The 25,534-nt window shown below is 42.3% G+C and carries 20 protein-coding genes; 17 read left to right on the top strand and 3 right to left on the bottom strand.

All coding sequences use genetic code 11. The annotated features are described in order from the left end of the window. Positions 1–77 precede the first annotated feature (77 nt). The 10 genes from FFR60_RS04485 to FFR60_RS04440 all read left to right on the top strand — a co-directional run bounded on the left by FFR60_RS04485 (position 78) and on the right by FFR60_RS04440 (position 12,898). Positions 78–413: a PadR family transcriptional regulator gene (locus FFR60_RS04485; RefSeq protein ID WP_137663222.1), complete on the top strand. Its 336-nt coding sequence runs from the start codon at positions 78–80 to the stop codon at positions 411–413. Beyond that, positions 403–1,161 carry a permease prefix domain 1-containing protein gene (locus FFR60_RS04480; RefSeq protein WP_137663221.1) on the top strand — a complete coding sequence of 253 codons (759 nt, stop codon included), beginning with the start codon at positions 403–405 and terminating at the stop codon, positions 1,159–1,161. The genes FFR60_RS04485 and FFR60_RS04480 overlap by 11 nt, the downstream gene beginning before the upstream one ends. Positions 1,162–1,280: 119 nt before the next feature. After that, positions 1,281–2,930, top strand: coding sequence for a MutS-related protein (locus FFR60_RS04475; protein WP_249354948.1), 1,650 nt, complete (start codon positions 1,281–1,283; stop codon positions 2,928–2,930). Between the two features lie 475 nt (positions 2,931–3,405). After that, positions 3,406–6,762 (top strand): MSCRAMM family protein, encoded by a 3,357-nt coding sequence (locus tag FFR60_RS04470; protein WP_137663219.1) that lies wholly within the window; start codon positions 3,406–3,408, stop codon positions 6,760–6,762. Continuing rightward, on the top strand, positions 6,759–8,336 hold the full coding sequence (locus tag FFR60_RS04465) for a SpaA isopeptide-forming pilin-related protein (RefSeq protein WP_137663218.1): 1,578 nt from the start codon (positions 6,759–6,761) through the stop codon (positions 8,334–8,336). Before FFR60_RS04470 ends, FFR60_RS04465 begins: the two co-directional genes overlap by 4 nt. Continuing rightward, positions 8,326–10,041: a SpaH/EbpB family LPXTG-anchored major pilin gene (locus tag FFR60_RS04460; RefSeq protein WP_137663217.1), complete on the top strand. Its 1,716-nt coding sequence runs from the start codon at positions 8,326–8,328 to the stop codon at positions 10,039–10,041. The genes FFR60_RS04465 and FFR60_RS04460 overlap by 11 nt, the downstream gene beginning before the upstream one ends. An 84-nt stretch (positions 10,042–10,125) precedes the next feature. Next, positions 10,126–11,214, top strand: a complete 1,089-nt coding sequence (locus tag FFR60_RS04455; RefSeq protein WP_137663216.1) for a class C sortase — start codon at positions 10,126–10,128, stop codon at positions 11,212–11,214. Positions 11,215–11,296: 82 nt separating this feature from the next. After that, positions 11,297–11,725, top strand: a complete 429-nt coding sequence (locus tag FFR60_RS04450) for a LytTR family DNA-binding domain-containing protein (protein WP_249354947.1) — start codon at positions 11,297–11,299, stop codon at positions 11,723–11,725. 2 nt (positions 11,726–11,727) lie between these two features. Further along, positions 11,728–12,147 carry a hypothetical protein gene (locus FFR60_RS04445; protein WP_137663333.1) on the top strand — a complete coding sequence of 140 codons (420 nt, stop codon included), beginning with the start codon at positions 11,728–11,730 and terminating at the stop codon, positions 12,145–12,147. Positions 12,148–12,187: 40 nt separating this feature from the next. After that, a complete protein-coding gene (locus FFR60_RS04440; protein WP_137663214.1) occupies positions 12,188–12,898 on the top strand; it encodes a winged helix-turn-helix domain-containing protein in 711 nt (236 codons plus the stop codon). A gap of 45 nt (positions 12,899–12,943) precedes the next feature. Here the strand turns inward: FFR60_RS04440 and FFR60_RS04435 are convergent, their stop codons facing one another. Together FFR60_RS04435 and FFR60_RS04430 are read right to left on the bottom strand one after the other, a co-directional pair. Further along, on the bottom strand, positions 12,944–13,492 hold the full coding sequence (locus FFR60_RS04435) for a chromate transporter (RefSeq protein WP_137663213.1): 549 nt from the start codon (positions 13,490–13,492) through the stop codon (positions 12,944–12,946). Positions 13,493–13,494: 2 nt separating this feature from the next. Next, positions 13,495–14,055, bottom strand: coding sequence for a chromate transporter (locus FFR60_RS04430; protein ID WP_137663212.1), 561 nt, complete (start codon positions 14,053–14,055; stop codon positions 13,495–13,497). A gap of 111 nt (positions 14,056–14,166) precedes the next feature. On the opposite strand from FFR60_RS04430, the gene FFR60_RS04425 reads away from it, so the two are divergent. Both FFR60_RS04425 and FFR60_RS04420 read left to right on the top strand, forming a co-directional pair. Next, on the top strand, positions 14,167–15,033 hold the full coding sequence (locus tag FFR60_RS04425; protein ID WP_137663211.1) for a LysR family transcriptional regulator: 867 nt from the start codon (positions 14,167–14,169) through the stop codon (positions 15,031–15,033). Between the two features lie 82 nt (positions 15,034–15,115). Then, complete coding sequence (locus FFR60_RS04420; protein ID WP_137663210.1) at positions 15,116–15,817, top strand: DUF975 family protein; 702 nt, start codon at positions 15,116–15,118, stop codon at positions 15,815–15,817. A gap of 40 nt (positions 15,818–15,857) precedes the next feature. Here the strand turns inward: FFR60_RS04420 and FFR60_RS04415 are convergent, their stop codons facing one another. Further along, entirely contained in the window at positions 15,858–17,324 is a 1,467-nt protein-coding gene (locus tag FFR60_RS04415; RefSeq protein WP_137663209.1) for a helix-turn-helix domain-containing protein, read from the bottom strand. 531 nt (positions 17,325–17,855) lie between these two features. Between FFR60_RS04415 and FFR60_RS04410 the strand changes: the two genes are divergently transcribed. From FFR60_RS04410 to FFR60_RS04390, 5 genes are all read left to right on the top strand, one after another. Beyond that, positions 17,856–18,212, top strand: coding sequence for a VOC family protein (locus FFR60_RS04410; RefSeq protein WP_088934447.1), 357 nt, complete (start codon positions 17,856–17,858; stop codon positions 18,210–18,212). 64 nt (positions 18,213–18,276) lie between these two features. Next, on the top strand, positions 18,277–18,792 hold the full coding sequence (locus FFR60_RS04405; protein ID WP_137663208.1) for a DNA-3-methyladenine glycosylase I: 516 nt from the start codon (positions 18,277–18,279) through the stop codon (positions 18,790–18,792). A 407-nt stretch (positions 18,793–19,199) separates the two neighbouring features. Next, positions 19,200–24,017: a SpaA isopeptide-forming pilin-related protein gene (locus FFR60_RS04400; RefSeq protein ID WP_137663207.1), complete on the top strand. Its 4,818-nt coding sequence runs from the start codon at positions 19,200–19,202 to the stop codon at positions 24,015–24,017. A 110-nt stretch (positions 24,018–24,127) separates the two neighbouring features. Further along, positions 24,128–24,757: a CatA-like O-acetyltransferase gene (locus FFR60_RS04395; protein ID WP_137663206.1), complete on the top strand. Its 630-nt coding sequence runs from the start codon at positions 24,128–24,130 to the stop codon at positions 24,755–24,757. 45 nt (positions 24,758–24,802) lie between these two features. Further along, positions 24,803–25,456, top strand: coding sequence for an endonuclease III domain-containing protein (locus tag FFR60_RS04390; RefSeq protein WP_137663205.1), 654 nt, complete (start codon positions 24,803–24,805; stop codon positions 25,454–25,456). Positions 25,457–25,534 lie beyond the last annotated feature (78 nt).

Here is a 25,534-nt window from a genome sequence, read left to right as displayed (position 1 = left end):
CTATTTTTGTTTATTTGACATACGTAGATTATCGACATATAATTTAAGTAGATAATCTACATATGGAGGTGGAAAGAATGATCGACAAAGGGTTAGTATCGGGAAGTACGACGATGTTGATTTTAAGCTTGCTCTCTGAACGAGATATGTATGGGTATGAAATGATCGAGCTTTTATCCCAGCGTTCTCAAAATGTTTTTGAGTTGAAAACGGGCACCTTGTATCCACTCCTGCATCAGTTAGTAAAAACGAAATGTCTCAAATGCTATGAAAAAGAAGTAAATGGCAAAAAGCGGAAGTATTATCAATTAACGAAAACCGGAAAAGTTTATTTAGAAGCCAAAATCAAAGAATGGGATACTTATTCCACGACTGTTTCAGATATTCTGGGAGGTGTGGGTTATGGATACTAAAGAGTATTTGAAAAAACTGGCGAAGTGTATAAAAGTGACTAGTGCACGCAAAGCAATCATTCGCGAATACGAAGAGCATATTGAAGATCACAAAGCGGCTTTGATTGAAAGCGGATTCAGCGAAGCGGAGGCTGCGCAAGAAGTTTTAAAGCAACTAGGCGATCCAATCAGTGTTGGTGAAGAATTGAATCAGGTCCATCGCAGAGGAATCGAGTGGGGAATGACGTTGTATTACCTTGCTTGGGCAGTAGGGCTAAATATAGTTCCATACCTGTGGGGCGGCGGTCGAACGACGGCATCCGCACCCGATTACATTCTCTATGGGATTGCAGGTATTTTGGCGTTTGCTGGATTTGTTGTCTGTTTCATTGAAAAGTATACAGATGCGTCGCTGTTTTATGCCTGGGCGGAAAATTGGAACGGCGGCGGACTCACGAATAGCGGACTGATTCTCGCAATCTCGATCGCACCGTTGGCAGGTCCTATTCAGTTGAAAATTTTTTGGATCATTGTGCTCGGTGTATTGCTGAATGTCGAACGGTATTCGCTGGCTGTCTTGAGAGATCGCAAGGAACAAAAATTACTTTTGGAAATTGGTGTGGCGGTTACAGATATTACGTATAAAGGTCAGGGAATCATTGACGGAAAGAAAGTTCGTTTGAAATGTCAGGAGACTTTGATCAAAAAGGGCTCGCCGTTTGTGATTATTGGCTTAGAGGGATTCAAGCCGGTGGCGATGCCGATATAACGCAGGACCAATCAAACGTGATTGGTCTTTTTTACTGCCAAAAGCAAGTAAAGAAATGCTGATTTCCCTCATGGTTTTTAATGGTAAAATGATTAAAAAAAGAATGTGAGGGGCAGATATTGGGAGTTTATGGAATTGTTCTGGGGAGTGTGGGGCTCTTTTTCCTGGTTTATTTTTATTTTCTGTATCGTCATAATCAAAAAATAAAAGCGCAAATCAGAGCAGAGTATGGGAAAGTCTCGGAATGGAAGCTGGATGAACGTGATTATGCCAGTATGAAAAAGTATTATCACCATCGGAAAAATAGTGAACAGCTGATTGATGACATCACTTGGAACGATCTGAATATGGATGAGCTTTTTAAGCAGATGAAAAATACGCAGTCTAGTATTGGCGATGAATACAGCTATTATTTTTTTAGAAAACACAAGAATCCGGATTTGGTTCATTTTGAAGAAGCTGTCCAGAGTATGAGTAAAAATAGGGAAGCGCGCGAACGACTGCAGTTTGCTTTTTATCGCATTGGCCGTAAGACTAATAATCAGCTGATTGATCTATTACTTGATCCAAGCAAGTTTCCGTCAATCTCCATGCTGCCGATTATTTTAGTGTCAGTGTTGGGGATTGGGAGTTTGGTTTGGTTAAGTGTTGATATTGATTATGGTGTTCTCGCGGTTACCCTCAGCTTTTGTTTGGGGATTATTTTATTTTCCTTCGTGCTGCGAAAAATCTATCAAGCCTTTGAAGCTTTAGGGATGTTTACCCGCATGGTGCGGGCGGCAAAAGTAATGGTGAAGTTGGAGCTTCCGGCTTTCAAAAAAGAGACTGAACTGCTGCGTGAAAATCTTAAAGTCTTTAAGAACATCACTGCTTTGGCCGATTATTTAGTCCAAGTATCCGGCTCATCAAACAGCTTGATGATGATCATCACCTCCTATTTTTCTTTGTATGGTTATGCTTATTATGTGATGGTCAGGCTGTTTCAAAAACATCGGAGTAAAGCGCTGGAACTGTATGAAACACTTGGTTATATCGAACTTTGTATCTCGACTGCCTCATATCGTGAAAGCTTGGCTTATTATTGCCAGCCGACGTTTAGCGATAAGAACGAAATCGCGTTTGAAGAGATTATTCATCCGCTATTAAGAAAGCCTGTTCCTAATACCCGCAGGATCGGTAATAAGATTCTGATCACTGGTTCAAATGCCAGCGGAAAATCAACCTTCGCTCGAACGTTAGCGGTCAATACGGTTCTTGGTCAGCTCTTCAACACTTGCTTAGCGAAAAGCTACAGCTTTAAACCGTGTGATGTCTATAGCTCGATGAATCTTAAGGACGACATCGTAACTGGAGACAGTTTCTACATGGCCGAAATAAAGTCACTGAAACGTCTGTTGCATATCGCTGAATCATCCGAGTACGCCATGATTTTTATGGATGAGATGTTTAAGGGCACGAATATGATCGAGCGAATCGCCGCTGCGTCAATCATCTTAGAAAAATTTTCCGCTTTAGACTGCTTTATTTGTTTAGCGACCCATGATGTTGAACTCAGTCAAATTTTGGGTGAGCGCTACGAAAACTATCATTTCCGGGAAGTCGTTACCGCTGATGATATATTATTTGACTATACCTTGCGCGAAGGTGTAACGACCGGCAGCAACGCGATCAAGTTATTAGCATATTGTCAGTATGATCCGCAGATCGTTTCGCAGGCTGAAGCCTATGCCGAAAAATTCAGAGAAACAGGAGAATGGACAAACCTATAAAATTGTCAAAGCCGTATCCAATGAGGATGCGGCTTTTTATTTTTAAAAAGTTTTATTCTCGTTATTTTGCTTATTTGTAGCGAGACACCAATATAATCGTTATTGTCTTTTAAATAATTAAATTTTAAATCCGACGTAAGTATATTTGTATAAACAATAAATAAATTAAGGATATTATCTTAAATGTAGTTTAAAAAGAATATTTTCACGACTTGATTTCAACCTCTTATTCTGCTGAGATGCATCTTGTTCCAAAAATATTGTCACTGGAAAATAATAGAAATATAATGAAAAATGATTTTAAAATGATTTTATGCGTTTATTTTTATAAGTTGAAAATACTTGAATATTCATATTAAAGAATGAATAAAAACATTTGATTGATTTTAACTTTGAAGATAAGTGCATTTTGAAACAGAGTGGAGGGATCGCTTATAAAGAAATTAGAAAAAATCATAACTGAAAGGAGGGTATCATGAACAAATTCAAAAACCATTGGTGGACACTTCTTTCAATCTTGTTGATTGTTTTATCTAGTTTTCCGCTTCAAACGATTGCAGAAAACCTGCAAACGGCAGAAGAGAGTGGTGTAAACAATCTGAGACTAACGGCTTTGGATGGCAGTCCACTTCCGCAGGAAATTGACCCTAAAGCTTCATATCTTTCACAATTCGATTTAACGATTGCTGAAAATAAGAAGCAGACACTGGATCTTCCGGCAGAAATCACGACAGCAGATAAGAAACTTTATCAAAATGAGGCGGTCACTGTTTCTGTTAAAGGAAATCAATTGAAAGTCGTAAATGACAGCGATCAACAAGCTTCGATTGAAGGCATAAGTTTTGAATTTAAATTGGCGGATCAGGTTCGTTCTCTGTCAGAAGTACAACTAAACTTTTTTGCTTCCTATGAGTTTAAGCTGAATCTGAAACAAGAGAGTCAAACTGAAAGCAGCAAACAAATCAAACCACTAGGTGGGGCAGCAACATCTTTTGCAGGTAGTGACAAAACCAGTTCGATCGGCGATATGAAATTGAACAATATTTATCTAAAGCGCGGCGGTAGTCAAATTTATATTGTTAAGGATGGTGTAAAGCAGGACCCGCAGCCAACGATCAAAGTTGGCGATGGTGTGTATTTTGATTACACCTTTACTGTCCCTTCTTCTGCAAACTTAAAAAATGGTGACTACATTTATATCGCATTGCCAGAAGAATACTTCAATTTCTCTACTGTCAGTAACTCAGTTCCCTTTTATGAGAGCAGCGGTGATAAAATCGGCGATATGACATTAGAAACGATCGCTGGGAAAAAATATTTGAAGATCACTTTTAATGAGGCAGTAGAAAAAGACTGGAATGGTCTGCAGGATTGTTATGCGACGGCGTATGGAACGGCTAGCAAGGAAAGCAACGGCGGTTCAACCGGTAATACCGAAACAGGTAAATATCCGATCGAGATTGATCCCAAACCAACTGAGCCTCACCCCGGAAAGCCGATTGGCGATCAAAAGCCGATAACTAAAAATGGTGGAGCAACTGAAAATAGTAATCGAGTTTATTGGAACATTCCGATCATGATGGATAATTACAAAAAAGCGTTTGAAGATGATGGTCCTAGTTTGTACAAAAAAGTAGTTTTAAAAGACCAATTAGATCCGACCTTGACACTGGAAGAATACTCCATATATATGAACATCCATGCAGCTGATGAAGACGGAAATATGACATCGGATAATCTAGGGTCCTTTCAACTTATGAGTACGACCAACACCAATACGAGTACTCCTTTAGAGAAATTGACACAAGGCAGTTCTGAATCAGATGATGACTTTGAAAGTCGGATCGAAAGTCATAACTATCCTTGTTATGGAGTGACCACCGGGAATAAGTTAGTAATGAATTTTAAGGACCTGCCCAACTTAACCAATGATAAAAGCAATGGTCTGCTGTTATTTGGGAATGCAGCAAAGAGTACGAAAGAACGTATATGGGATCTGATCGATACTGCTGTAATAGATGGCAAAATGACAGCTTCTCGTGGGGATAAAACAAAAGAAGCCTATGAAAAATATTTCAGTGTTGATAGTGGACAGACCCATGATAACTATCCATTTGCACTTGTAACACGTATTACCTGTTCAACCACTTTAGGCGGCGGTTCAATCATCGAAAACAAAGCGACCGTCTATTGGGAAACTAATGAGTCTGGTGATGAAAGTAACGGAAATAAAGTCACTGTTAGTGAATGGGGCGGAGGTGCAACCCGCGTACCGCCAACGACCTTCCGATTGAAAAAGATGGATAAAGATACTCAAGTAGTTTTAAAAGATGTCGAGTTCGAATTACAGAAAGAAACAACTCCTGGGTCAGGCACGTATGTCACAATTGCAGGCGGAAAAAAGAAAACTGATAGCACCGGAGTGTTACTTTACGAGAACTTGACCGACGGAAACTATTGCCTAGTCGAGGTGAACAATCCAGATCCGCGTTATACGGAGAAGCTGGAAATCATTCCATCGGACGGAAAAGACGAAAAAGGCAAGTATTACTTTACCATTGACGGAACAGCTTCAGAAGGGGTGGCCGTCAGCGCCTATAACGACTTGGCTAAAGGAGAAATCACTTTAGTCAAAAAGGATGCGGATACCGGTGAAAAATTGAACGGAGCCAAGTTCACGCTGCGCAAGAAAAACGGCGATGAATTGGTTACACCAAAATTTCTGCTAGAAACCGGGAAAAATTATCTTTATCAATACAACGCCACGGACAAGAAATATGAATTGGTAGAAGACACGGGCTCGACCGGTAAAAAGGGCGAGATCACGGTCTCAGGGTTACCAATCGATGAATATTACTTCCAAGAAGAAGCAGCACCTGATGGCTATATTTATGAGGATAATGGCAAATCTGGTCTAGCAGAAATTACTGCTGATGGGGATACCGTCAGTGTGACGCGAGAGAATCGGCAAAAAGTCGGAAAACTCAAGCTGACGAAAAAGAATTCCGATGGTGAAAAGTTGGATGGCGCCGAATTTGAATTGTACTTAGTTAATCCAGATACGTCTGAAACAAAAATGGGCACCAAATTTGTGACTGGCAAAGATTATGAGTACAAATACAATTCAACGTCTAAGAAATATGAATTTATCGAAAGTACGGGAACTAAAGGGGAAATCAACATTTCCGGATTGCCTTTAGGAAAGTATTACCTGCTGGAAACTAAAGCACCTGATGGGTACAAAATTGTCGGTGATGGCAAAACGGCGGTTAGCGAAATTACCAATGACGGTGTGACCATAACCTTTGAGGTAACTAACGAACGAGCAGAAGGCGGCGTAATGCTGGAGAAGAAAGATGCCACGAATGACAAAAATTTGAAAGGCGCGAAATTTAAAGTAGCCACTGATAGTGCTGGTACTACTTGGTTTGCACCGGAAGAATTGGAAGTCGGCGATGGGACGAATGCAAAAGGCACCTATAAAGCCGTCAAAACAGGTTCGACTTGGAGTTTTCAACTAGAGAACGTCGTCACACCTGTCGGAGAATTAGTGATTACTGGCATGCCGGAAGGAATCTATTATTTTGTAGAAACCCAAGCACCGACTGGCTATGTAAAACCTTCATCGCCAGTAAAATTCACGATCACCGGCGGACAGTTGGCGAGTGCGAATATCGTAACGGTTGAAAATCATCCGAAGGGAACACTGCCTGAAACTGGCGGCAAGGGTCATTCATTGATTATCAGTCTGGCGCTCAGCGCGTTCATGATCGTATGTATCTATTTTGCGACTGAACGATTCAAGCAAAAAAAGGCAGGTGATGGACGATGAAATTGAAGCATATTCTTTCTCTGCTGCTGGTCTGTATGGCTGGATTTTTATGGATGCAGCCGACAGAAGCGGCAGGAGCAGAAACCCAAGTCCATCTCCATAAACGGCTCTTTGTTAACCAAGAAGCGCCTAGTCAGATCAATCAAGGCGGCGCTTTAGGAAATGCGGATCTGTTAAAGGATTCGTACGGCGTGAATGGCTCAACCTTTGCGATCTTTGAAGTTGGCGATTATCTTCGTCAGCATGTTATGACCAAAGAAAGTCTTTCTTTTGATCAAGCAAAAGAGTTCATCGCTGATGAAGTCAATGTCTTGCGCAGTGAGCTGGAGGTTTTGGCGACTCCTGGCCATGCGGATCAGACGGCCATTCAGGTGCGTTATCCGAAAATCCGCTTTGTTCAAACCAAGGAAACAGCCAAAGGCAGCTTTACAGATAGCGCTGGGAATAATGTAACGGAAGATGGTTTGCTCTCTATTAAATTATCGACCGATCAGCAGCAGGTCTATCTCATCGTAGAGTTAAACAGCGGTGACAGCTTGCCAGTTGATCATGCTGGATTATCCAACTATCTGGTTTTAGACAGCGGCTTGTTTACCTCAGGTGACACACATGTGTACACCAAGAACAAAGCGTATGTGCGCGAACCGTATTTTGTCAAAATGGCGAAAGAAAGTGATGGTTCCACGAGTCCCTTAGCAGGTGCGAGCTTTGTTCTCTCCAAGAATGATAAGGGCGAGAAATTCTATTTACGAACTACTGCAGGCGCAGTCAGCGATTGGCTTTCTGAAAAAGAAATCAAGGATTCGCCGTTGAAAGATGAACGGGTGAAAAAAATGGTTTCTGATAAGGATGGCGTCGTTAGAACAAATCTAGGACTGAAAAGTGGCAGTTATCTCTTTGAAGAAGTCGCAACTGCAGCAGGCTACGAAATTTCTGAGCAGGCCCGTCAAATTTCGGTGGAGATTCCGAAAGATCAGCGGCAACTGATCTTGATTAACGGGACCGAAGTGGGTGCTTTATCGCAGAAAGATAAATTACCGGTGGTGTACAACCAGCGCGTAGCCGGAAAGAAAAGCTTCCAAAAAGTCGATGAAAAATCTAGCGATGCGTTAAAGGATGCCAATTTTGTTGTGACAAACAAAGACACGCATTATTTAACGAAAGAAAAACAATGGGTGACTGCCGATTACGGCAATGCGCATCCAGATGAGCTGCTGATTTTGACGTCTGACGAACAAGGAATGTTTGAGTTAGGTGAAATGGCGTACGGCAGCTATTCCTTATTGGAAGTCAAAGCACCCGAAGGATACATTTTACCTGAGAATCACTTTGTTGACTTTGAGATTAATGAGGTCAGCGGAGAAACCAAAGAACCGCTGAAAATCGTTAATAAAAAAGGTGAAAATAAAGAATTACCTTCTACCGGCAAGTCAACTAGTGTGCAGATAACACTGCCTAGTCGGCGATTGCCGCAAACCGGGATGGAGCAATCCATTTCACTGCTGATTATTGGTTTTACCTGCATTCTTGCAGTTATTATGATTAGGAAAAGGAGAACAATAAATGAAAATTAAAAGAAAAATTTGGGGATTGTTAGGCGTTTTGATCTTCATGGCAAGCAGCTTTGTCGGATTAGGCAACGGACTAGTCGCTGAGGCAGCACCAACAAATGTTGATGTAAATATCTATAAAGGGGCTTACGATTCAAAACCTACGGATATTCAGAATAGTGGGGAAAAAAATGAAGCATGGCATACCTCTCAAGGCGGTCGTCCATTGAAAGATGTCGGCTTTACTGTGTATGATGCAACTGAACAGTTTTATATTTTAGCCAAAGCTAACCCAACTTGGACAGTCAATCAATTGCGTAATGCAATCGCAACTGCTGGTCCGACTGGTTTGACTGCTGTAGGGGCTGAAAAGACAACAGATGCGACTGGTCATGCGAAATTTACATTACCTGATAAAGTAACTGTAAACTCTGTCGAAAAAGATGCAGTATATCTATTTGTAGAAACTTCTCGTCCAAGCAATATTACGGCAGGCGGAGCTGCAGATAACATGGTAGTGATTTTCCCAGTCTACAAAATGAACATCGACGGAACACCAACAGATACCAAACTTTCTGAGCTTTTCTTATATCCAAAAAACGTTCAAACAGATGATATCGATGTAGAAAAAGAAAAAGAAATAAAAGACGATTTTACGGTTGGCGAACCAATCGAATACAAAATCACTTTTGATGTTCCAGTAGGGATCGATGGTCTAGCAAACACTGACCCATTGAATCCGGTATATCGCTATACTCAATTCTTCTTACGCGATGAATCACAATCAAACTTGCATTATTTAGATAATCAAGGTCTATACGTAGTTGAGAGCGACGGCGTTACTTTGACAAAAATCACTGATGTCGATTTCTCAGTAGTGGCAGATCCAGCCGGTACGCCAATTAATACTGGTTACGACAATATCTTCCACGTATTCTTCAATGCGGATAATAGTTTAACGAAAAAAACACCAGATGTGGTAAAACTTGGCAAATACGCTGGTAAAAAATTAGTCTTCAAATACCGTATGTATTTAGATGAAAATACAAAACCAGATAAATGGATCGATAACCAAGCGACCTTACAATATGAAAATAATCCAACGAACGGATTAGAAACATTGCCTTGGTCTGGTGATGACGTGATCACTTACGGACGTCGTTTTGAAAAAGTGGATCAAGACAACGGCACATCATTAGATGGTGCAGAATTTATCGTAAAACGTAAAAATAATGGCGTGACTGAGTATATGATCGCTAAAGCAACAGCTAGCAGCCCATCTCGCTGGTCTACTACTAAAGGCGATGCACTTGTATTAACTTCTGCAGGCGGCGGTCTATTCACTGTTGAAGGCCTTGAAGGTACAGTGAGCCATGATGCAAGCGGTACAGCATTACCTTTAGAAACTGTTTCTGGAAGTTCATCAATCGGTGATCCATCACATCCAGCAACTGTTGGTAAAGAATTGGTTCAATACTGGTTGGAAGAAACAAAAGTACCAAATAATAATTATGTAAAACTTACAGCAGATATTCCTTTCACTGTTGACTATGGTACGTATACATCAACAATCGTAGTTGGTGACGAAACAGAAGTAGAAAACAAACGTAAAGGGACTTTACCAGGTACTGGTGGTAACGGCATCTATGCTATTATTGCAATCGGTGCGGTAGCAGTACTTGCGGTGGGAGTATACTTCTTACGCAACAAAGAAACAGTTGAAGAATAAACCAAACAACTGATCCATCAAAGGCCGGGATATCAATTCATTGCGATTTGAATCTCGGTCTTTGCATTAAAGGAGAGTGGCTCAATGAAGAAATGGCAGAAAAAAATCATCATCGATGTCGTCATGATGTTGATTTTAATATTTGGAATTGGAGCCATCGCGTATCCTTTTGTTGGAAATACCGTAATGTCCTATCTTGATCAGCGCATCATTGAAAAAGCACAGGAAAAGGCGAATCGGGAAGATCAGGCGAATTTGGCGGCCTCGCAAAAGAAAATGCTGGAAAAAAATGCCAAGCTGGCTTTGGAAGGAATCAATGCAGGCGGTGATCCCTTTGCCGGCAAAGAGGAGGAAACGGATTTTTCTAAAAATCCGGATTATTTATCGGACCATACCCTCGGCACGATCTCGATCCCTAAGATCGATGTCCGCTTGCCGATCTTTGATCGAACCAGCGATTTTTTTCTTGAACGGGGTGCTTCTTTATTAGAAGGAACTTCCTATCCCATCGGTGGAAAAAATACCCATTCTGTCATCTCAGCCCATCGCGGCTTATCAAAGGCAAAATTTTTTACGGATCTGCCTGAATTAAAAAAGAAGGATCTTTTCTATATTGAGATCGGAGGCAACACCTTTGCTTATAAGATCAAAAAGGTTCAAGTAATCAAGCCGGAAGAAACCGAACAATTGCGAATTGAAGAGGGCAAGGACTTAGTAACGCTGCTTACGTGTACGCCTTATATGATCAATTCTCATCGCTTATTAGTGACAGGCGAACGAACGGACGTGCCGTCCAAAGCGAAGCAGGAGCTGGATGCGTTAAAGAAAAAACAAAAGTGGCTGCTGTTTTTCGTGGTAATCTTAGGATTGCTCATGCTGGCAGGCATCTTCTATCTATTCTGGCGGCGCATCAAAAAGCAGATCATCAGCCATCATCGCTATAACATTTTGATCCGTGTACGGGATACTCAGGATTATAAATTATATTATAAAAAAAGTAATAAACCCGTGCTGGAAGAAAAGAAACCAATCATACTAAGGTCTGATGCCGACTCGATGTTGGTCAAATATAATATAAGAGGAGGGAAATACGTATTGAAAGGAGAAAATCAACAGTATTTTCTATGGATAGATAAAATCAAGCAAGCGAATTTTTCATATAAAAATAAATAACATTAATAATTAAAAGCATATTATTTATTTTTTATGTATAATATTCTGGTAAGGTTGGGAGGTTTTTTCTATCAAAATCACAGTGGATATCATTGACCAAGGAGAGGAAGAACTTGTCCTAAAAGTAAAGTCATTGGATGATGATTTATTGCGATTGATTAATTCCATGCAAGTAAAGGATGCTTTTTTATGGGTAAATAAGGATGAACAGCTACATAAAATAAAATTAAAAGATGTTTATTATTTTGAAGCGGTAGAGAAGAAGGTGTTTCTTTATACCAAAGATGAAGTCTTTGAGATTAAAGAAAAACTCTACCAATTAGAAGAAAAATATAAAGATACACAGTATATTCGAGTCTCTAAATCGGTTATTCTTAATATTGAGAAAATTGAATTAATCAGTCCGACTTTTAACGGGCGGCTGATAGTGAAATTGAAGAATGATGAAAAGATTTCTATTTCAAGGAATTATGTTAGAAATCTCAAGAATCAGTTAGGGATGGAGGAGTGAGTATGAATAAATGGGTAGTTATTCGAGAATTGTCTATGATTTTCTCGTTTATTTTAACCTTGAGTATCATGTTTGCACTCTTCACCGGCGCAGAGCTAACGAATGACAGTGTATTTTCTCTCCTGATTTTTTCATTAGCATCAGCGATTGGATGCAGCATCTTTTATATTGATCCTTTAGTGGATTTTTTAGGAATTTTTTGGATTCAAGCCGTTTATCTCGGCATTCTCTTTTCAATATTCATCGCTTGCAATCAGCTTTTTATCTGGAATATTCCGCCTATGATTATGGCAGGGGCTTTTGCTGTTATGACTGCCGGATTTTTCATTGGGAGGACAATTCTGTTTAGTTATAGTGTAAAAATGACAGAACAAATGAACAGACAGCTCAAGAAAAAATTTCAAAAAGAGGATCATAAATAAATGACTTTCAACAAACTTACACCAAAGAAGGGGTGAAGAAATGATATCAATACTACTTTTAACAAAAAACATATTAGTAGAACAGAAAATGCAGACAAAGCTGCAGCGCTTAAATTATGAAGTGTTTTGTTGTTCCAACATGTTCTACTTAGCGGCTCAGCAGGCTAAAAAGCTGCAGATGATCAATTATTTCGACTATATCATTTTGAGCGAGACGATCTCTGAAAATGAGATGCGGCAGCTCTTGGCGACAATACCGGAGTCAAAAACTATCTTGCGGAAATTAGAAAAAGAGCCTGAAAAGCAATTGGAAGGTGTCGACGGCTGGATCAGTGAAGGATCAAGCCTTGAAGAACTCCGCGAAACACTTTGCCGCTGGGAAAAGAGCTCAGCATCGCAAGACGTGATCTTATCGCTTGTAGGCAGTCGGATCGGCGTTGGAGCAGAGGTGCACACTACCGGATCATTGACCTTGTCAAAATTAGAACGCCGTGCACTGGAAAAACTCTATCAAGCCAATGGCAAGGTGATCTCCCGTGAAGATCTGTGTGAGTATCTTTGGACAGACGGCGCGACGAAATCTCGTTTAGCACAGCTGTCGATCCTCATCAAAAAATTACGGATCGCTTTTCAAAAGGACGGGATCACTGGCGAAACGGTTCAAACATCTTGGGGCGAGGGCTACTTATTAACCACTACCGCTATGGAATATTATGAACAAGAACGCGAGCGGGAAATGCTGCTGTCGTAATCTTGTATTCAAAAAAAGGGTCGTTCTCGCTGGAGAATGACCCTTTTAATATATCAGAAAGCCGATCAAGCCTGCCAAACACATCAAGACGATCGGATTGGGCTTGAATTTTCGCAGGATCACTAGAGCTACCCCGAACAAAAGTGCCGACTGCCAATCAAAGTGAGCGAGCAGACCGCTGGAAAGTTCAGATGTTCCGAAAAAGGTCAGCAGCAGGATCGTAAAGCCGGCGGACATGATCAAGCCTACCGAGGAAGCCTTGAGGCTCTTCAAAGCCGCCGCAACGTAAATGGATTCCTGATGCTGTTGGAAAAACTGATATAAGCTGATCGAGATGACACAGCCGCCTAGGATACAGCCGATTGTTGCCACAACGGCTCCGAGGACACCATTGATCTGCATGCCGACAAAGGTTGAGGTATTGACCGCTATTGGTCCGGGGGTCATTTGCGAGATCGTGATGATGTCGGCAAAGACCTTCTCGCTCAACCAGCCCTGTTGATGAACGACTTGCTCTTGGATTAAGGGAATGATGGCATAGCCGCCGCCGATACTGAATAAACCGATTTTTAAAAATGTCCAAAACAATTGCATCACTAAACCTCTTTTCTTTGCTGAGCATAGGTGTGAACAAGACAGATTCCTATGCTGATGAATAAAATATAGATGACGTTCAGATTAAAAAAGACATTCGCGATAAACGCAAGCGGGACCAATGCGTTCAGCAGGCTAGAATGTTCTTCGCGGATCAGCTGATACATGTCGATCACTATATCAATGATCAAAGCCGTCACACAGGCCTGCATGCCTTTTAAGATCGCCATGATCGTGTGATTGGCGGCAAAGGCGGCGTACCAATTTGAGATCAGTCCTAAGATCACTAAAGGCGGAATGATCGAGCAGATCGCGCTGATGAGCACCCCCAGCATTCCAGCTACCTTTTTTCCGGCGAGGACACTGAGATTGATGGCGATCGCACCGGGAGATGATTGAGCGACGGCGGCCATCTCCATTAATTCATCGTTGGTGAACAACGCCTTTTTTTCGACGTAATATTTGCGAATCATCGGGACGACAACATAGCCGCCGCCGAAGGTAAAGGCACTGATAAATAAATTGATTCCTGCTAACCATGAATAAAGCTTTAATTTTGTCATGAGAACAACCTTTCTATCTGCTATCTCTTTAGTATAAAGCTTGGTTTGACATGTGTGAAATGATAATATTGGCTAGTAGACATGAATTTAATTCATGGGAAAGGAGCCGCGATGAACTTTAAACAGTGCACTATTTTTCGGGAAATCGCCCGGACAAAAAATTTTACGAAAGCCGCTAACAATATGTATCTTACTCAATCAGCCGTTTCCCACGCGGTCAAAGATTTAGAGGAGGAAGCGGGGACGCAGCTGTTTGAACGGCTGCACCGCAGTGTCAAGCTGACACCTGCCGGCGAATTGTTTCTGCGGGAGATTCAACCGATCATCGAAGAATTTGAGTCCGTTGAAGCCCATCTGCCGAATTTAGAAAAGGGGCCGCCGATCAAAATTGCTTCCTGCATCACCTATGCTCAAACGGAGCTGCCGCAATTACTGCGGAGATTTACTGAGAAATATCCGGAGGCCAGCTTCAATGTCCAAGTCTTTCCGGCATCTGATTCTATCGCTCGTTTAGAACGGGGTGAAGTCGATGTGGCGTTTATTGAAGGACATGTGCTGCAGCCAGCCTTTGAAGCCAAAAAGATTGCGGATTATCGCTTGTGTGTGGTGGCAGCCGCGGATGCCGCCGAAGAAGAACTCAGCTTTGAAGAGCTCATGCAGCGGCCGTTGTTGCTGCGGGAGAGGGGAAGTGCTGTGCGGGAGGCCTTTGAGTCGATCGCTGTTTTGCAGGGCTTCAAGCTTTTTCCGACGTGGGAAAGTATCGATTCGCAGGCGTTAATCTCGGCCATCAAAGCAGGCTTTGGACTATCGGTACTGCCGTATCGTTTGGTGAAGGAAGAACTCACGCAGGGTCGATTAAAGGAAATCAAGATTGCTGATTGGCAGCTGACGAATGATATTTCCGTCTTGGTTCGCAAGAGTCGCTATCAGCCGAAAATGCTGGCTGATTTTTGGGAAATGCTGCAGCCATTAAATTAAGCTGCCGGGCAAATTCAGCCAAAAGACTTTCTAAAAAAGTTGCGATATATTAAACTATTGAACAGAAAGGGGTTATTTGGTTATGAAAACGACTGCTGAATTAAAGACAGAGGCGAAAGCCGCACTGAAAGGGCAGTGGGGACAGGCGGTTATCTTAAATTTGATTCCAACATTATTAACAGTTGCGGTAATGTTTTTTGTTGTCTTGTCTGGAGTGATCTGGTTCTTTATCCACGGTTCTGGCGGAGACATGATTACATCCATTGCTGATTACCATCAAAACAATGCCAGCGGCGGCGGAACGAGTCTAGTTACTATGATTATCAGTGCTTTGTTTATGAGTGGGATTTCTTGGACGTATTTAGATTTATTAAGAGGCGAGCGCACTCAAATTGAACCATTGAAGGATGCCTTCCGCGGCTTTCAAGGAGTGTTTATCGGCGGGGTCATTTTATTAGCGCTGCTGACGAATATCTTTACTACGCTATGGACCTTCCTATTCGTCATTCCCGGGATCGTCAAAGCCTACGCGTATTCTCAAAGCTATTTCATCTATTACGATCAAATCCAGCAAACGGGTGAAAAGCCAAAAGTGCTGGATACAATCACTGCGAGTCGTCGTTTGATGGATGGTCACAAGGGACGTTTGTTCTGGCTGGACCTGACATTTATCGGCTGGTACTTCTTGGTTGCATTGACACTGGGAATCGCCTACTTATGGGTAGCACCTTATATCTCGGCTACCAAAGCAGCATTCTACGAAGACCTGCAAGCACATATCTAAAAAACTTCTGGACCAAGTTTATTGGGTCCAGAAGTTTTTTTTAGGCAAATTTCTTTTTATTTTGAATTGCTAGCAGGCGCGGCAATAGGTCTGATTTATAATCGGCATTCAAGATGTTGATCAGATAGTAGTCGCTGTTTTGAGACGGCAGCAGTTCCTTGAAGGTAGTGATGAAAAGATCGATCGGTTCGTCCGGCTGCGGCTGAAAGACGATTTCGATGAAGTTTAGATTCTTTAAAAATTTAACGACATGCTGCAAATACAGGTAGTTCGGAATGGACACCAGCCCAACGCGGATTTTTTCGTCATTGGCGATGAAAAGCGGCAGCAGGTTCAAGCATAGAGTCCTTGCAAGGGATTCACTGACTGCCGCCAGCCATTCCAGCTTCCTGCGGCGGCTTAATTTATGGATCGCTTTTTTGACCGCTGGATAAAGCTCAAGATATATCTCGGATTGCAGAAATTGTTCCTTGTTGCCTGTTTCAAACAGCAGCGGGATTTTTTTCTTTTGAATCGAATAGCCTAAAAAGGTGCGGGCGATGTTGTTCAATAGGATCTTTTCCTCTTGCTCGTCCAGTAAATCTTGTAATAATTCTCTCGCACAATAGCGATAAAAGCTGTCGATGGCTAAACATAAGGGGTCACGTTCCTCGACGTTCTTCGCATAATAAAGCATCAAGGGATTGAGCGATTGAGCGTCCTTTTTGACCGAGTAAGGGTAGTAATAAAATAAGTAATTGAGAAATTCAACATTTCTTTTGATCTGGACAGGCGAATCCAGAATCTCGGAAAGATAGAGCTCAAGCTGCGGCGTCGTCTGAGAAAAGAGGAGATCCTCAAAGGGCGCTTCATTCAAATATTTTTTTTGATCGTTTCGCAGACGGCAGACGTACAGCATCAAACGAATCAATTTTGGATGAAGGTGCAACGGGAATAATTCCAATAAATTTCTGAGTAAATTATCTTCGGCGGTAAAATCCAGCTTGCTTTTTACTAGGTCTTCGCCTAATGAAGCGGCCCAAAAGGCTTTGATATAGAATAAGCGAATGACTGCTTCGTGCCCGGTCAGTTCCATTTTTGAGAAATTGAGCTGGATATTACATTCAGCTAAATAATCGATCAGCGGGCGCATGCGGCGTAAGATGGTGGACTCGCTGACAAAGACCTCTTTGCTGAAGTCTGAGATTTTTTTTTCAGGCTCCAATAAGGAAGAAGCGATGAAACGATAGGAGACAGATTGTTTGACCAGCGAGACCAAAAAATGATTTGAACGTTCGGGATTACTTTTCCAATAGAGTTTTGAAGCGGCGATCAGCAGCGGGTCTTCCTTAAGTTCGATCAGGGTATCGTTGATTTCACGCAGCAGCTGCAAAAAAGGCTGATAGTTCCAACCAAACTCGTGACTGAGGGTATTTACAGAGTACTCGCCTTCAGGAAAACCTTCCATCAGCTTGAAAAACTGGATTTTTCTCCGCTGCTGATTGGTCAAAAACAGTTCTCTAAACATAAGCTTCACGCCTTTCTACGATGAGGTAAAAGTAAGAGCCGTTTCGCTCTTGAAGTTATTTATAAGTTGATTTTAGCATAGCCCTAAACGGCTAAAGCCTAATGAAATTCACTTATTGACTTTAATAATTCGTCAATTAATGTTGAGAATTGCTCGATTTGTGACTTGCAGCGTGTATTGAGCGGTATTTTCTTAAAAATGCTGAACCAATGTGACTGGATCGTTCGTTGTTTAATCTGATATACCAAAAATATTATGATCAGTTCAAAATCTGGGAGGTTATCCTTTGGGGAAAAATCAATGAAGGGCTGGCATAAAAAGACGTTCGCAGCAAGGATCAGTTAACAAACATAAGAGGCGATTGAAGTGTTAAATCTAACTTATTTGATGAACCAGCAACACGAACATTTGGGGTTGTTCTTATCTGTTTAGAAAGCCGAGAATGTTGGTCGTTTAATGCTGAAAGCTCCTTTGATGTAAACGTTTTTTCGGGTATACTAAAACTATTATTATGAAGGGAAGGTAGAGTGTATGATTGATCATTTAAGTATTGGGGTAACGGATTTAGCAAAGAGCAAAGCGTTTTATGAGGAAGCGTTGAAACCATTGGGCTATCAGGTGAAAGTTGAGATGGAGCATGGCGTGTGTTTCGGTGGTGATAGCGGAGCTCTTTGGATCGTGAAAAACGAACCTAGTAAATTCCATTTGGCATTTGGTGCGCAGGATCGAGCGATCGTCGATCAGTTTTATCAAGCAGCGATAAAGGCTGGCGGAACAGACAATGGGGCGCCGGGAGTACGTCCTCATTACCATGAGAATTATTATGGCGCGTTTGTTTATGATCCGGACGGGTACAATATCGAGGCGGTTTGCCACAAAGCAGATTAACGAAAGTGCTGGCTGAAAGGCCAGTCTTTTTTTGTTATGATAAGAGCATCAAGGTGGTGGGAAGATGACGAGTAAATCTCAATGGTACAGCGATCGCTGGGGGAAGCCGACCCATGATGATCGAGAGCTGTTTTTATTGCTGACAATCGGGGTTTTTCAGGCTGGTTTAAGCTGGCAGGCAGCGGCCAGTAAGAAGGAAGTATTTGAAAGAAATTTTTGCGGGATGGACTTTCGCCAAGTAGCGGCCTTTTTCCCAGAGGATATCGAGAAAATCGCCAAGGACCCTGAAATGATTCGCAATCCGCGAAAGATCAAAGCTGTGGTGCAAAACGCGCGGGCAATCGTGACACTTCTCGCAGATTATGACAGCTTTGCGGATTATCTTTGGGATTTTGTCGGCGGCGTGCCGGTGATTCATGAGTACGAATTGGCCGAGGAAGTACCCAATATATTACCGGAAGCCACTGTGATCGCCAAGGATATGAAAAAAAGAGGCTTCACCTTTGTTGGCCCAATCGTTACGTGCATGTTTTTAAAAGCGGCAGGGATCATGCAGGATCGGGTCTGGAACGCGGAGTAGTTCATAGTCAATTTATGAAGTCTGTTTCGAATCATGAAGAAGTTTGAATAAAAGCAGAGCAAGTGGCAAGACGCTGATTATCGGCGTCTTTTTTGGTAGTCGAAATTTTCCAGATTACTAAAAAGATTGTCTAGTGCAAAGCGATAAAATGAGCAGACAGTAGCCGAGATCGTCGGGAGTTTCTGACGATCTTTTCTGTCTGGTCAAAAGTTGAAAGAAGAGAATACATTTTCTGATGTTGTTTTATAATTAACATTGTTCTATAATTTGTTAATTGACAACAGTTATTTTTTAATTATATTTTTAATAAAATAAATCTAAAAATATTTGTTGTAACGAAAAGATAATCGTTATGGGTTTCTATTATCGCTTCGTTGATTAATAAATCAGGAAAGGTGTTAGTGGTTATGAAAAATAAATTAGTAGTGATTGGCTTAGTGGCGTTGCTTGTCTTGCAAACGCTTAGTCCGGTCTTTGCTTATGGCCAAGGAACAACTGAAGCAACGACAAATTCAACGGAGAAGAAGGCAACGGCTGTTTCTTCGACGAAATCATCTATACCGACCGCAGCAACGTCATCCAGCAGTAAAGACAAAGCGGTTGAAACCAGCAGTACGACGGCTGCTTCCGAAGCTGCAAAAACTCCAACAGCAACAACGGAGACAGAAAACAAAGAAGCAGCGAAAAAAAAGGCACGTACAGCGATTGCTGACAACATCTTCAGCTCAGTAAAAATGTACAAAATCAATGGGGATGAAGTTCAGCCGAATGATAGCTTGCCGAATATGACCGGTGTTAAGCTGGCGCTGAAATTCTCGTTTTCTGGTAAAAATTATCAGACTGGCGATACCTTTACTACGCAATTGCCAGCTCAAGTAGCTATCGCCAAGGATCTATCCGGCGACTTTAGTCCCATGACTTCGGCCAAATGGTCTATCAATGCAGCGACGAAGGAATTAACGATCACCTTTTTAGAGGATAATGTGTCTTCAGAAGCTTATGATCTGACCTTGGTGACGTCGTTAGAAAAAGTGACCGGTGTTGATGAAGAAAATCAAAACATTGTTTTTGATACAGCGCCAACACCAACGACTTTCTCGATCGAAATGATCTCCAGCGTCGATCCTGGGAAAAACAGCACGGCGGCAACGATTAATACGTTGAATCCTAAAAAAGCCGAAATCAATTCGGTCTTTAATTTAGATCGAACCGACAATGAAAATCGGATGTATCAGATCGATGCTTATAACAATACAAGCAAGATCAGCTTTGATTCTGTCAAAGTTTATTCAAGCGATGTCGATTTTAATGGAACTTTAGTAGGCAGTAAAACATTACTGACCAAAGATGATGATTACGAGATCGTCTACAAAAATGCCGGCACGACTCGCGCGACCGCAGAAATCAAACTGATTAAATCAATCGGGAAAAAAGCGATCGTCACAGAAGCGGCTGTTTCTGGAATCGACGGCAAATACTACGTCGATGAATCAATTGCTGGAAATGAATATAACTATTTCTATGGCTATTCTTATACGTATGAAAAGGGCACTCAATTAAATTATTCCAGTGCGAACCAGGCATTTGTGACACTGCAGCCGTTAGAGGCTAAAGGGAAAATCAATCAGGATACTGGGGCGATCGACTGGGAGATCAAATACAATTTTAATGAGCAGCCGCTGACCAGCGCTTCTCAGCTGATCACAGATTTAACTGATCAAGGGGTCGAGCTAGTGGATGGCTCGATCAGTATTGAAAAAGTCGGCTTTAATTATACCAGCGGAAACAGCTATGACGTCGTTTCCCAAGGAGATGGAGCAGGTGATTTTACGGTTTCACCTGACAGCTCTGGTTCATTGACATTCACACCTAAGGCAACGTCGACACAGGCCTATGTGATCAAATATTCGACCAAAATCACTGATCCGACCGAACGTGTCATCAAGAATAAGGTAACCAATGGAACCGTCACAAAAGAAGCCCAAGTAAGCCTTATACCTAATCTCTTAACCAAAGAATCAGGGACGATCGACATCTTCAATCGCACGATGGAATGGAAGATCACCATCAACTCTGAAAAATACACGATGAAAAATCCCGTCGTTCATGATTACTTTATCGGCGCGGTCAAGGATTATACCGGATTAACGGTCAATAAAAAAATCTCTGATACTGAGTCAGTGCCGTTAGTTGAAGATGAAGACTACAAAGTAACCAAGTTTGATGAAAATGGTTCGCCAGTCGGAGCTCAGCCGAATGTCAACGGTGCGCCGGACAGCTTTAACGGCGGCGTGCGAATCGACTTTCTTGGTGAGTATAAAGAGCTGAAGGATACATTAGTGATTACGATCAATACCAAGATCGATACGGATCAACAGAAGACAGAGATCAAAAACAAAGCGACCTTGAATTATGGCGATACCCCTGGAGTGATCGAATACGAAGCCAAAGGAACATTTATTGATCCTTATTACACTGGCGGCGCGAAACTAGGGACGAACGCAGGCGTATCTGGGAATTATATCTATCAAAACTGGCTGGTCTTTTTAAATTCTACCGGTGCCGACTTTGATTTGACGAAGATGGAAGACAGCTTGCCGGCCGGATCAGAATTAGTTCCAGACTCTCTACGTTTTGAAGAGGTCACGAGCCAATCCATGATCGATAACATGACCCGCTATCTATCGAATGATTACAATTTGGTTCCAGAAGGAGCGGATGCGTATCCAACGAAGATCGATACAAAGAACAACCAAATCAATTTGGAGTTCGGCAAGCTGGGTTCCAAACGTGTTTACGTCAAATATAAGACGCGGGTCAAACGTGACTGGTATGTCTACAATCTGTTGAACAATGTTGCCAAAGTAACCTATGGCGATAAAGCGCCGGTGGAATATAAAGCCGGAGTCTATGCCTATAATTATGAATATGCGCTGTTAAAATCGGTGGCGAAAGATCCAGAAAAAGAAAACGTGGCAAACTGGACGGTTAACACGAGAAATATTTCGGCGGACTTGCCGGTTCAAGACCCTGAAATTACAGATACTTTGACTCCAGGGACAACAAATGCGGCTTATGATCCGACTTCATTTGTCGTTATCGATACAGCAACAGGCGAAAAAATCAGTACCGATCATTATCGTTTAACCATTACGGGAAATACCTTCAAAATTGCTTTTTCTGATTATAAAGCAGAAAGCAATATTCGGGTGCAATACAACACCGTCAGCGAGTTCCCAGGCGGTGTGAAAAATACGTCGCAAGTGAATTCGGCCAGCTATGGCGCTTTGAATTCATACTATCGTCAAGGCTCTGCAGCGGTTAATTTGAGCTTTACCAGCGGCAGCGGGACCGGTGTAGTCAAGACTGACAACCTTTCCGTACTAAAAGTTAACGAGCAGGGTGAACCATTAGCCGGAGCGACCTTTGAGATTCTGAAAGCAGATGGCTCAGAAACGGGGCTGAAAGCTGACACAGACGATGAAGGTAAGCTGACCTTTACTGGACTGCCATTGGGCGATTATCTGTTGAAGGAAACAAAAGCACCAAACGGCTACGAAATCAATCCTGATTACAAAGACGGAAAAGCAATCACACTGACCGAGAATATGGCTGCAATCAAAGTAGTCAATAAGGAGACGGTACCGAACAGTGTCGAGCTGACTAAGACCGATGAACAAACGCATGAAGCACTAGCAGGTGCCAAATTCCGGCTAGAAAAAGCTGACGGCGAAGTAGTCAGCGAGGATCACGAAACAGGAATGGACGGCCGCTTCACCGTAACGGATCTGCCGATCGGCGATTATCAGTTTGTCGAGACCGAAGCGCCAACCGGCTACAAATTAGATAAAACGCCGGTTGAATTCTCGATCACCGAGCGTCAAGGGCAAGTGGTCAACCTCAAGAAGACCAATACGCTGGCAACAGGTTCGGTTATCCTGAAGAAAATCGATGCCCAGACACAGGAAGTATTAAAGGGAGCGACTTTCCAATTAAAAGATAGCAGCGGAAATATCCTGAAAGACGATTTAATTACTAACGGAGACGGTCATTTAGAAATAACCGACCTAGCACCAGGTGATTATCAATTTGTCGAAACCAAAGCACCAACAGGCTATGAAAAAGAAACAACGCCAGTTGAATTCACGATCACCAAAGCCCAATCAAAGGCGGCGGAAGTGGAGAAAACCAATACCAAGACACCGACGAAACCAGGCTCGATCATTCTGACTAAGACAGATGATAAAACGGGCAAAGCTTTATCCGGTGCCGCCTTTGAATTGCAAAACGCTCAAGGAAAAGTATTGGAAACGGAACTGATTACTGATAAATCTGGGAAGCTACTGATTGAAAACCAAAGTCCGGGCAGCTATCAATTAGTCGAAACCGAAGCGCCAACAGGTTATGTCAAAGATGCGACTCCTGTGAAGTTTACAGTCAAGGATCAAGCAGAGACGATTGAATTGACTAAGACTAATAAAGCGATCGATAGTGGAGTCATTTTAGAAAAAATCGATGAAACGACCAAACAGCCATTAGCTGGGGCGGAATTTGTTTTACAACAAAATGGCAAAACGATTTCGACCGAGAAAATGAGCACTGATGACAACGGTCTTTTAGCGGTGGAAACTAAAGCACCGGGTGACTATCAATTAGTGGAAACTAAAGCGCCGGCTGGTTATAAGCTGGATGCAAGACCTGTACCTTTCACGATCAAAGCGGACCAAACCAGTCCGGTTCGAGTAACGAAAACCAATAAAGGACTTACTTGCACGGTCGTACTGAGAAAAATAGACAGCAAGACCGGTGAAGGATTGGCAGAAGCAACTTTCGCGTTACAGGATCAACAAGGTAAAGTCTTAAAGGACAAATTAAAGACCGATGAAACAGGAACGCTGGTCGTGTCAGATATGGAACCAGGGAAGTACCAATTAGTCGAAACCGAGGCACCTAAGGGCTATGTATTGAATACAAAACCGGTGACCTTCCAATTGACAGAAGCGAAGAAACAACTAGTGACAGTCAAGAAGGAAAACGTGAAGCAGAATGTCAGCGGTAAGACTGGAACAAATAGTTCACGGACCACGACTTCCACTTCCTATGGCACACGAAACCATACGTACCTGCCTAAAACAGGGGAGCAAAAATCAACGATCCTAGTGATCGCGGGTATAGTCGTCTTACTTGTCTTAGGAGCAGTCATCTACTTTAAACGCAAAAAATAAGTTTGAATTCATCCGGCTAGTCTGCTGACTAGCCGGATTTGTTTTGTCCGTCGTTTCATTGTATTTTATAGGTAAAAGAAGAATTAGAAAAAGAGGGGGAAGGGATCAAGATGGGGAATCAGTTTGTTCGGATAGATGAAAAGAATTGGAAACGGGCGATGCATTGCAGGGTCTTCAGAGATAGTGTGGAGCCGGCATTTTGTGTGAGTTTTGAACTTGATATTACGCATTTTTTGCAGCAGGTTCGCAAGCAGCACTATTCCTTCACGTTTGCGCTGATCCATAGTGTAACGGTTTGCGCCAATCAAATTGAAGAGTTTCGTTACCGATTTGTGGATGGCGAGGTGGTGCTTTATGACCAGATCGATACGGCCTTTACGTACCTGGATAAGGAAACAGAGCTGTTCAAGGTCGTCAATGTTCCAATGGAAGCAAAGCTTGAAGACTACTTGGCTTCCGCAGCGAAAACAGCGGAGGAGCAGAAGGAATACTTTACGGGACCATTAGGAAGGGATGTCTTTCAATTTTCGCCGCTGCCATGGGTTTCTTTCACGCATATCTCCCATACAAATTCTGGCAAAAAGGACAATGCCACACCGCTGATCGATTGGGGGAAATATTTCCAACGTGATGAGAAGATCATCCTGCCGTTCTCAGTTCAAGCCCACCATTCCTTTGTTGACGGGCTGCATATCGGAAAATTGGCGAATGCGCTGCAAGCTTATTTGGATGCTTTTTAATATAATGGAAAGAAGAGCAATACAAATGATGAATGAGGAGTAAGTATGATTACGAATATTGACGAATTGTATGAAGCGTTTAGCCGTGTCATGGCACATAAACGCTGGTGGGATACGGATAACAAGTGGGAAATCCTGCTAGGTGCGGTGCTGGTGCAAAATACCAATTGGCGCAATGTGGATTACGCGCTGGCTAATCTAAATGAAGCGACGCAATTCCTGCCGAAAAAAATATTGGCTTTGGATCAGGAGCAGCTGCAGGCGTTGATTCGTCCAAGCGGCTTTTATAAAGGTAAATCAAATACGATCATCGAGTTATTGACGTGGCTGGAGGGCTATCATTTTGACTTGAAACAGGCGGCAAGCAAGGATTTTTCGACGCTGCGGAAAGAATTATTGGCGATCAAGGGGATTGGCGAGGAGACTGCCGATGCGCTGTTGGTGTACGTCTTTGACCAGTCGACCTTTATCGCGGATAAGTATGCTCAACGGATGTTTGAGAAATTCGGTTTTACCTCTAACGGCTACAAGCAATTAAAGAGCAAAATCGGCTGGCCTGAGACGATGGATACCCTCAAGGCGCAAAATCTTCATGGCTGGATCATCGAATACGGCCAAGTTTATTTGAAAAATGACGAGGTTTGGCAAAGCGGACCGTTGAAAAACTTTAAGCTCAAATTAAGGACAGCCGATGATTAGCGAACAAAAAGTGTCGGGACTTTCCTTCAAAAGCATTTCGTGGTATAACATTTCAATACTATAATAGAAGAAAAATAT

The organism is Enterococcus hulanensis (assembly GCF_005405485.1).
GTDB lineage: Bacteria > Bacillota > Bacilli > Lactobacillales > Enterococcaceae > Enterococcus_A > Enterococcus_A hulanensis.
This window is presented reverse-complemented; position numbering and strand designations above follow the sequence as displayed.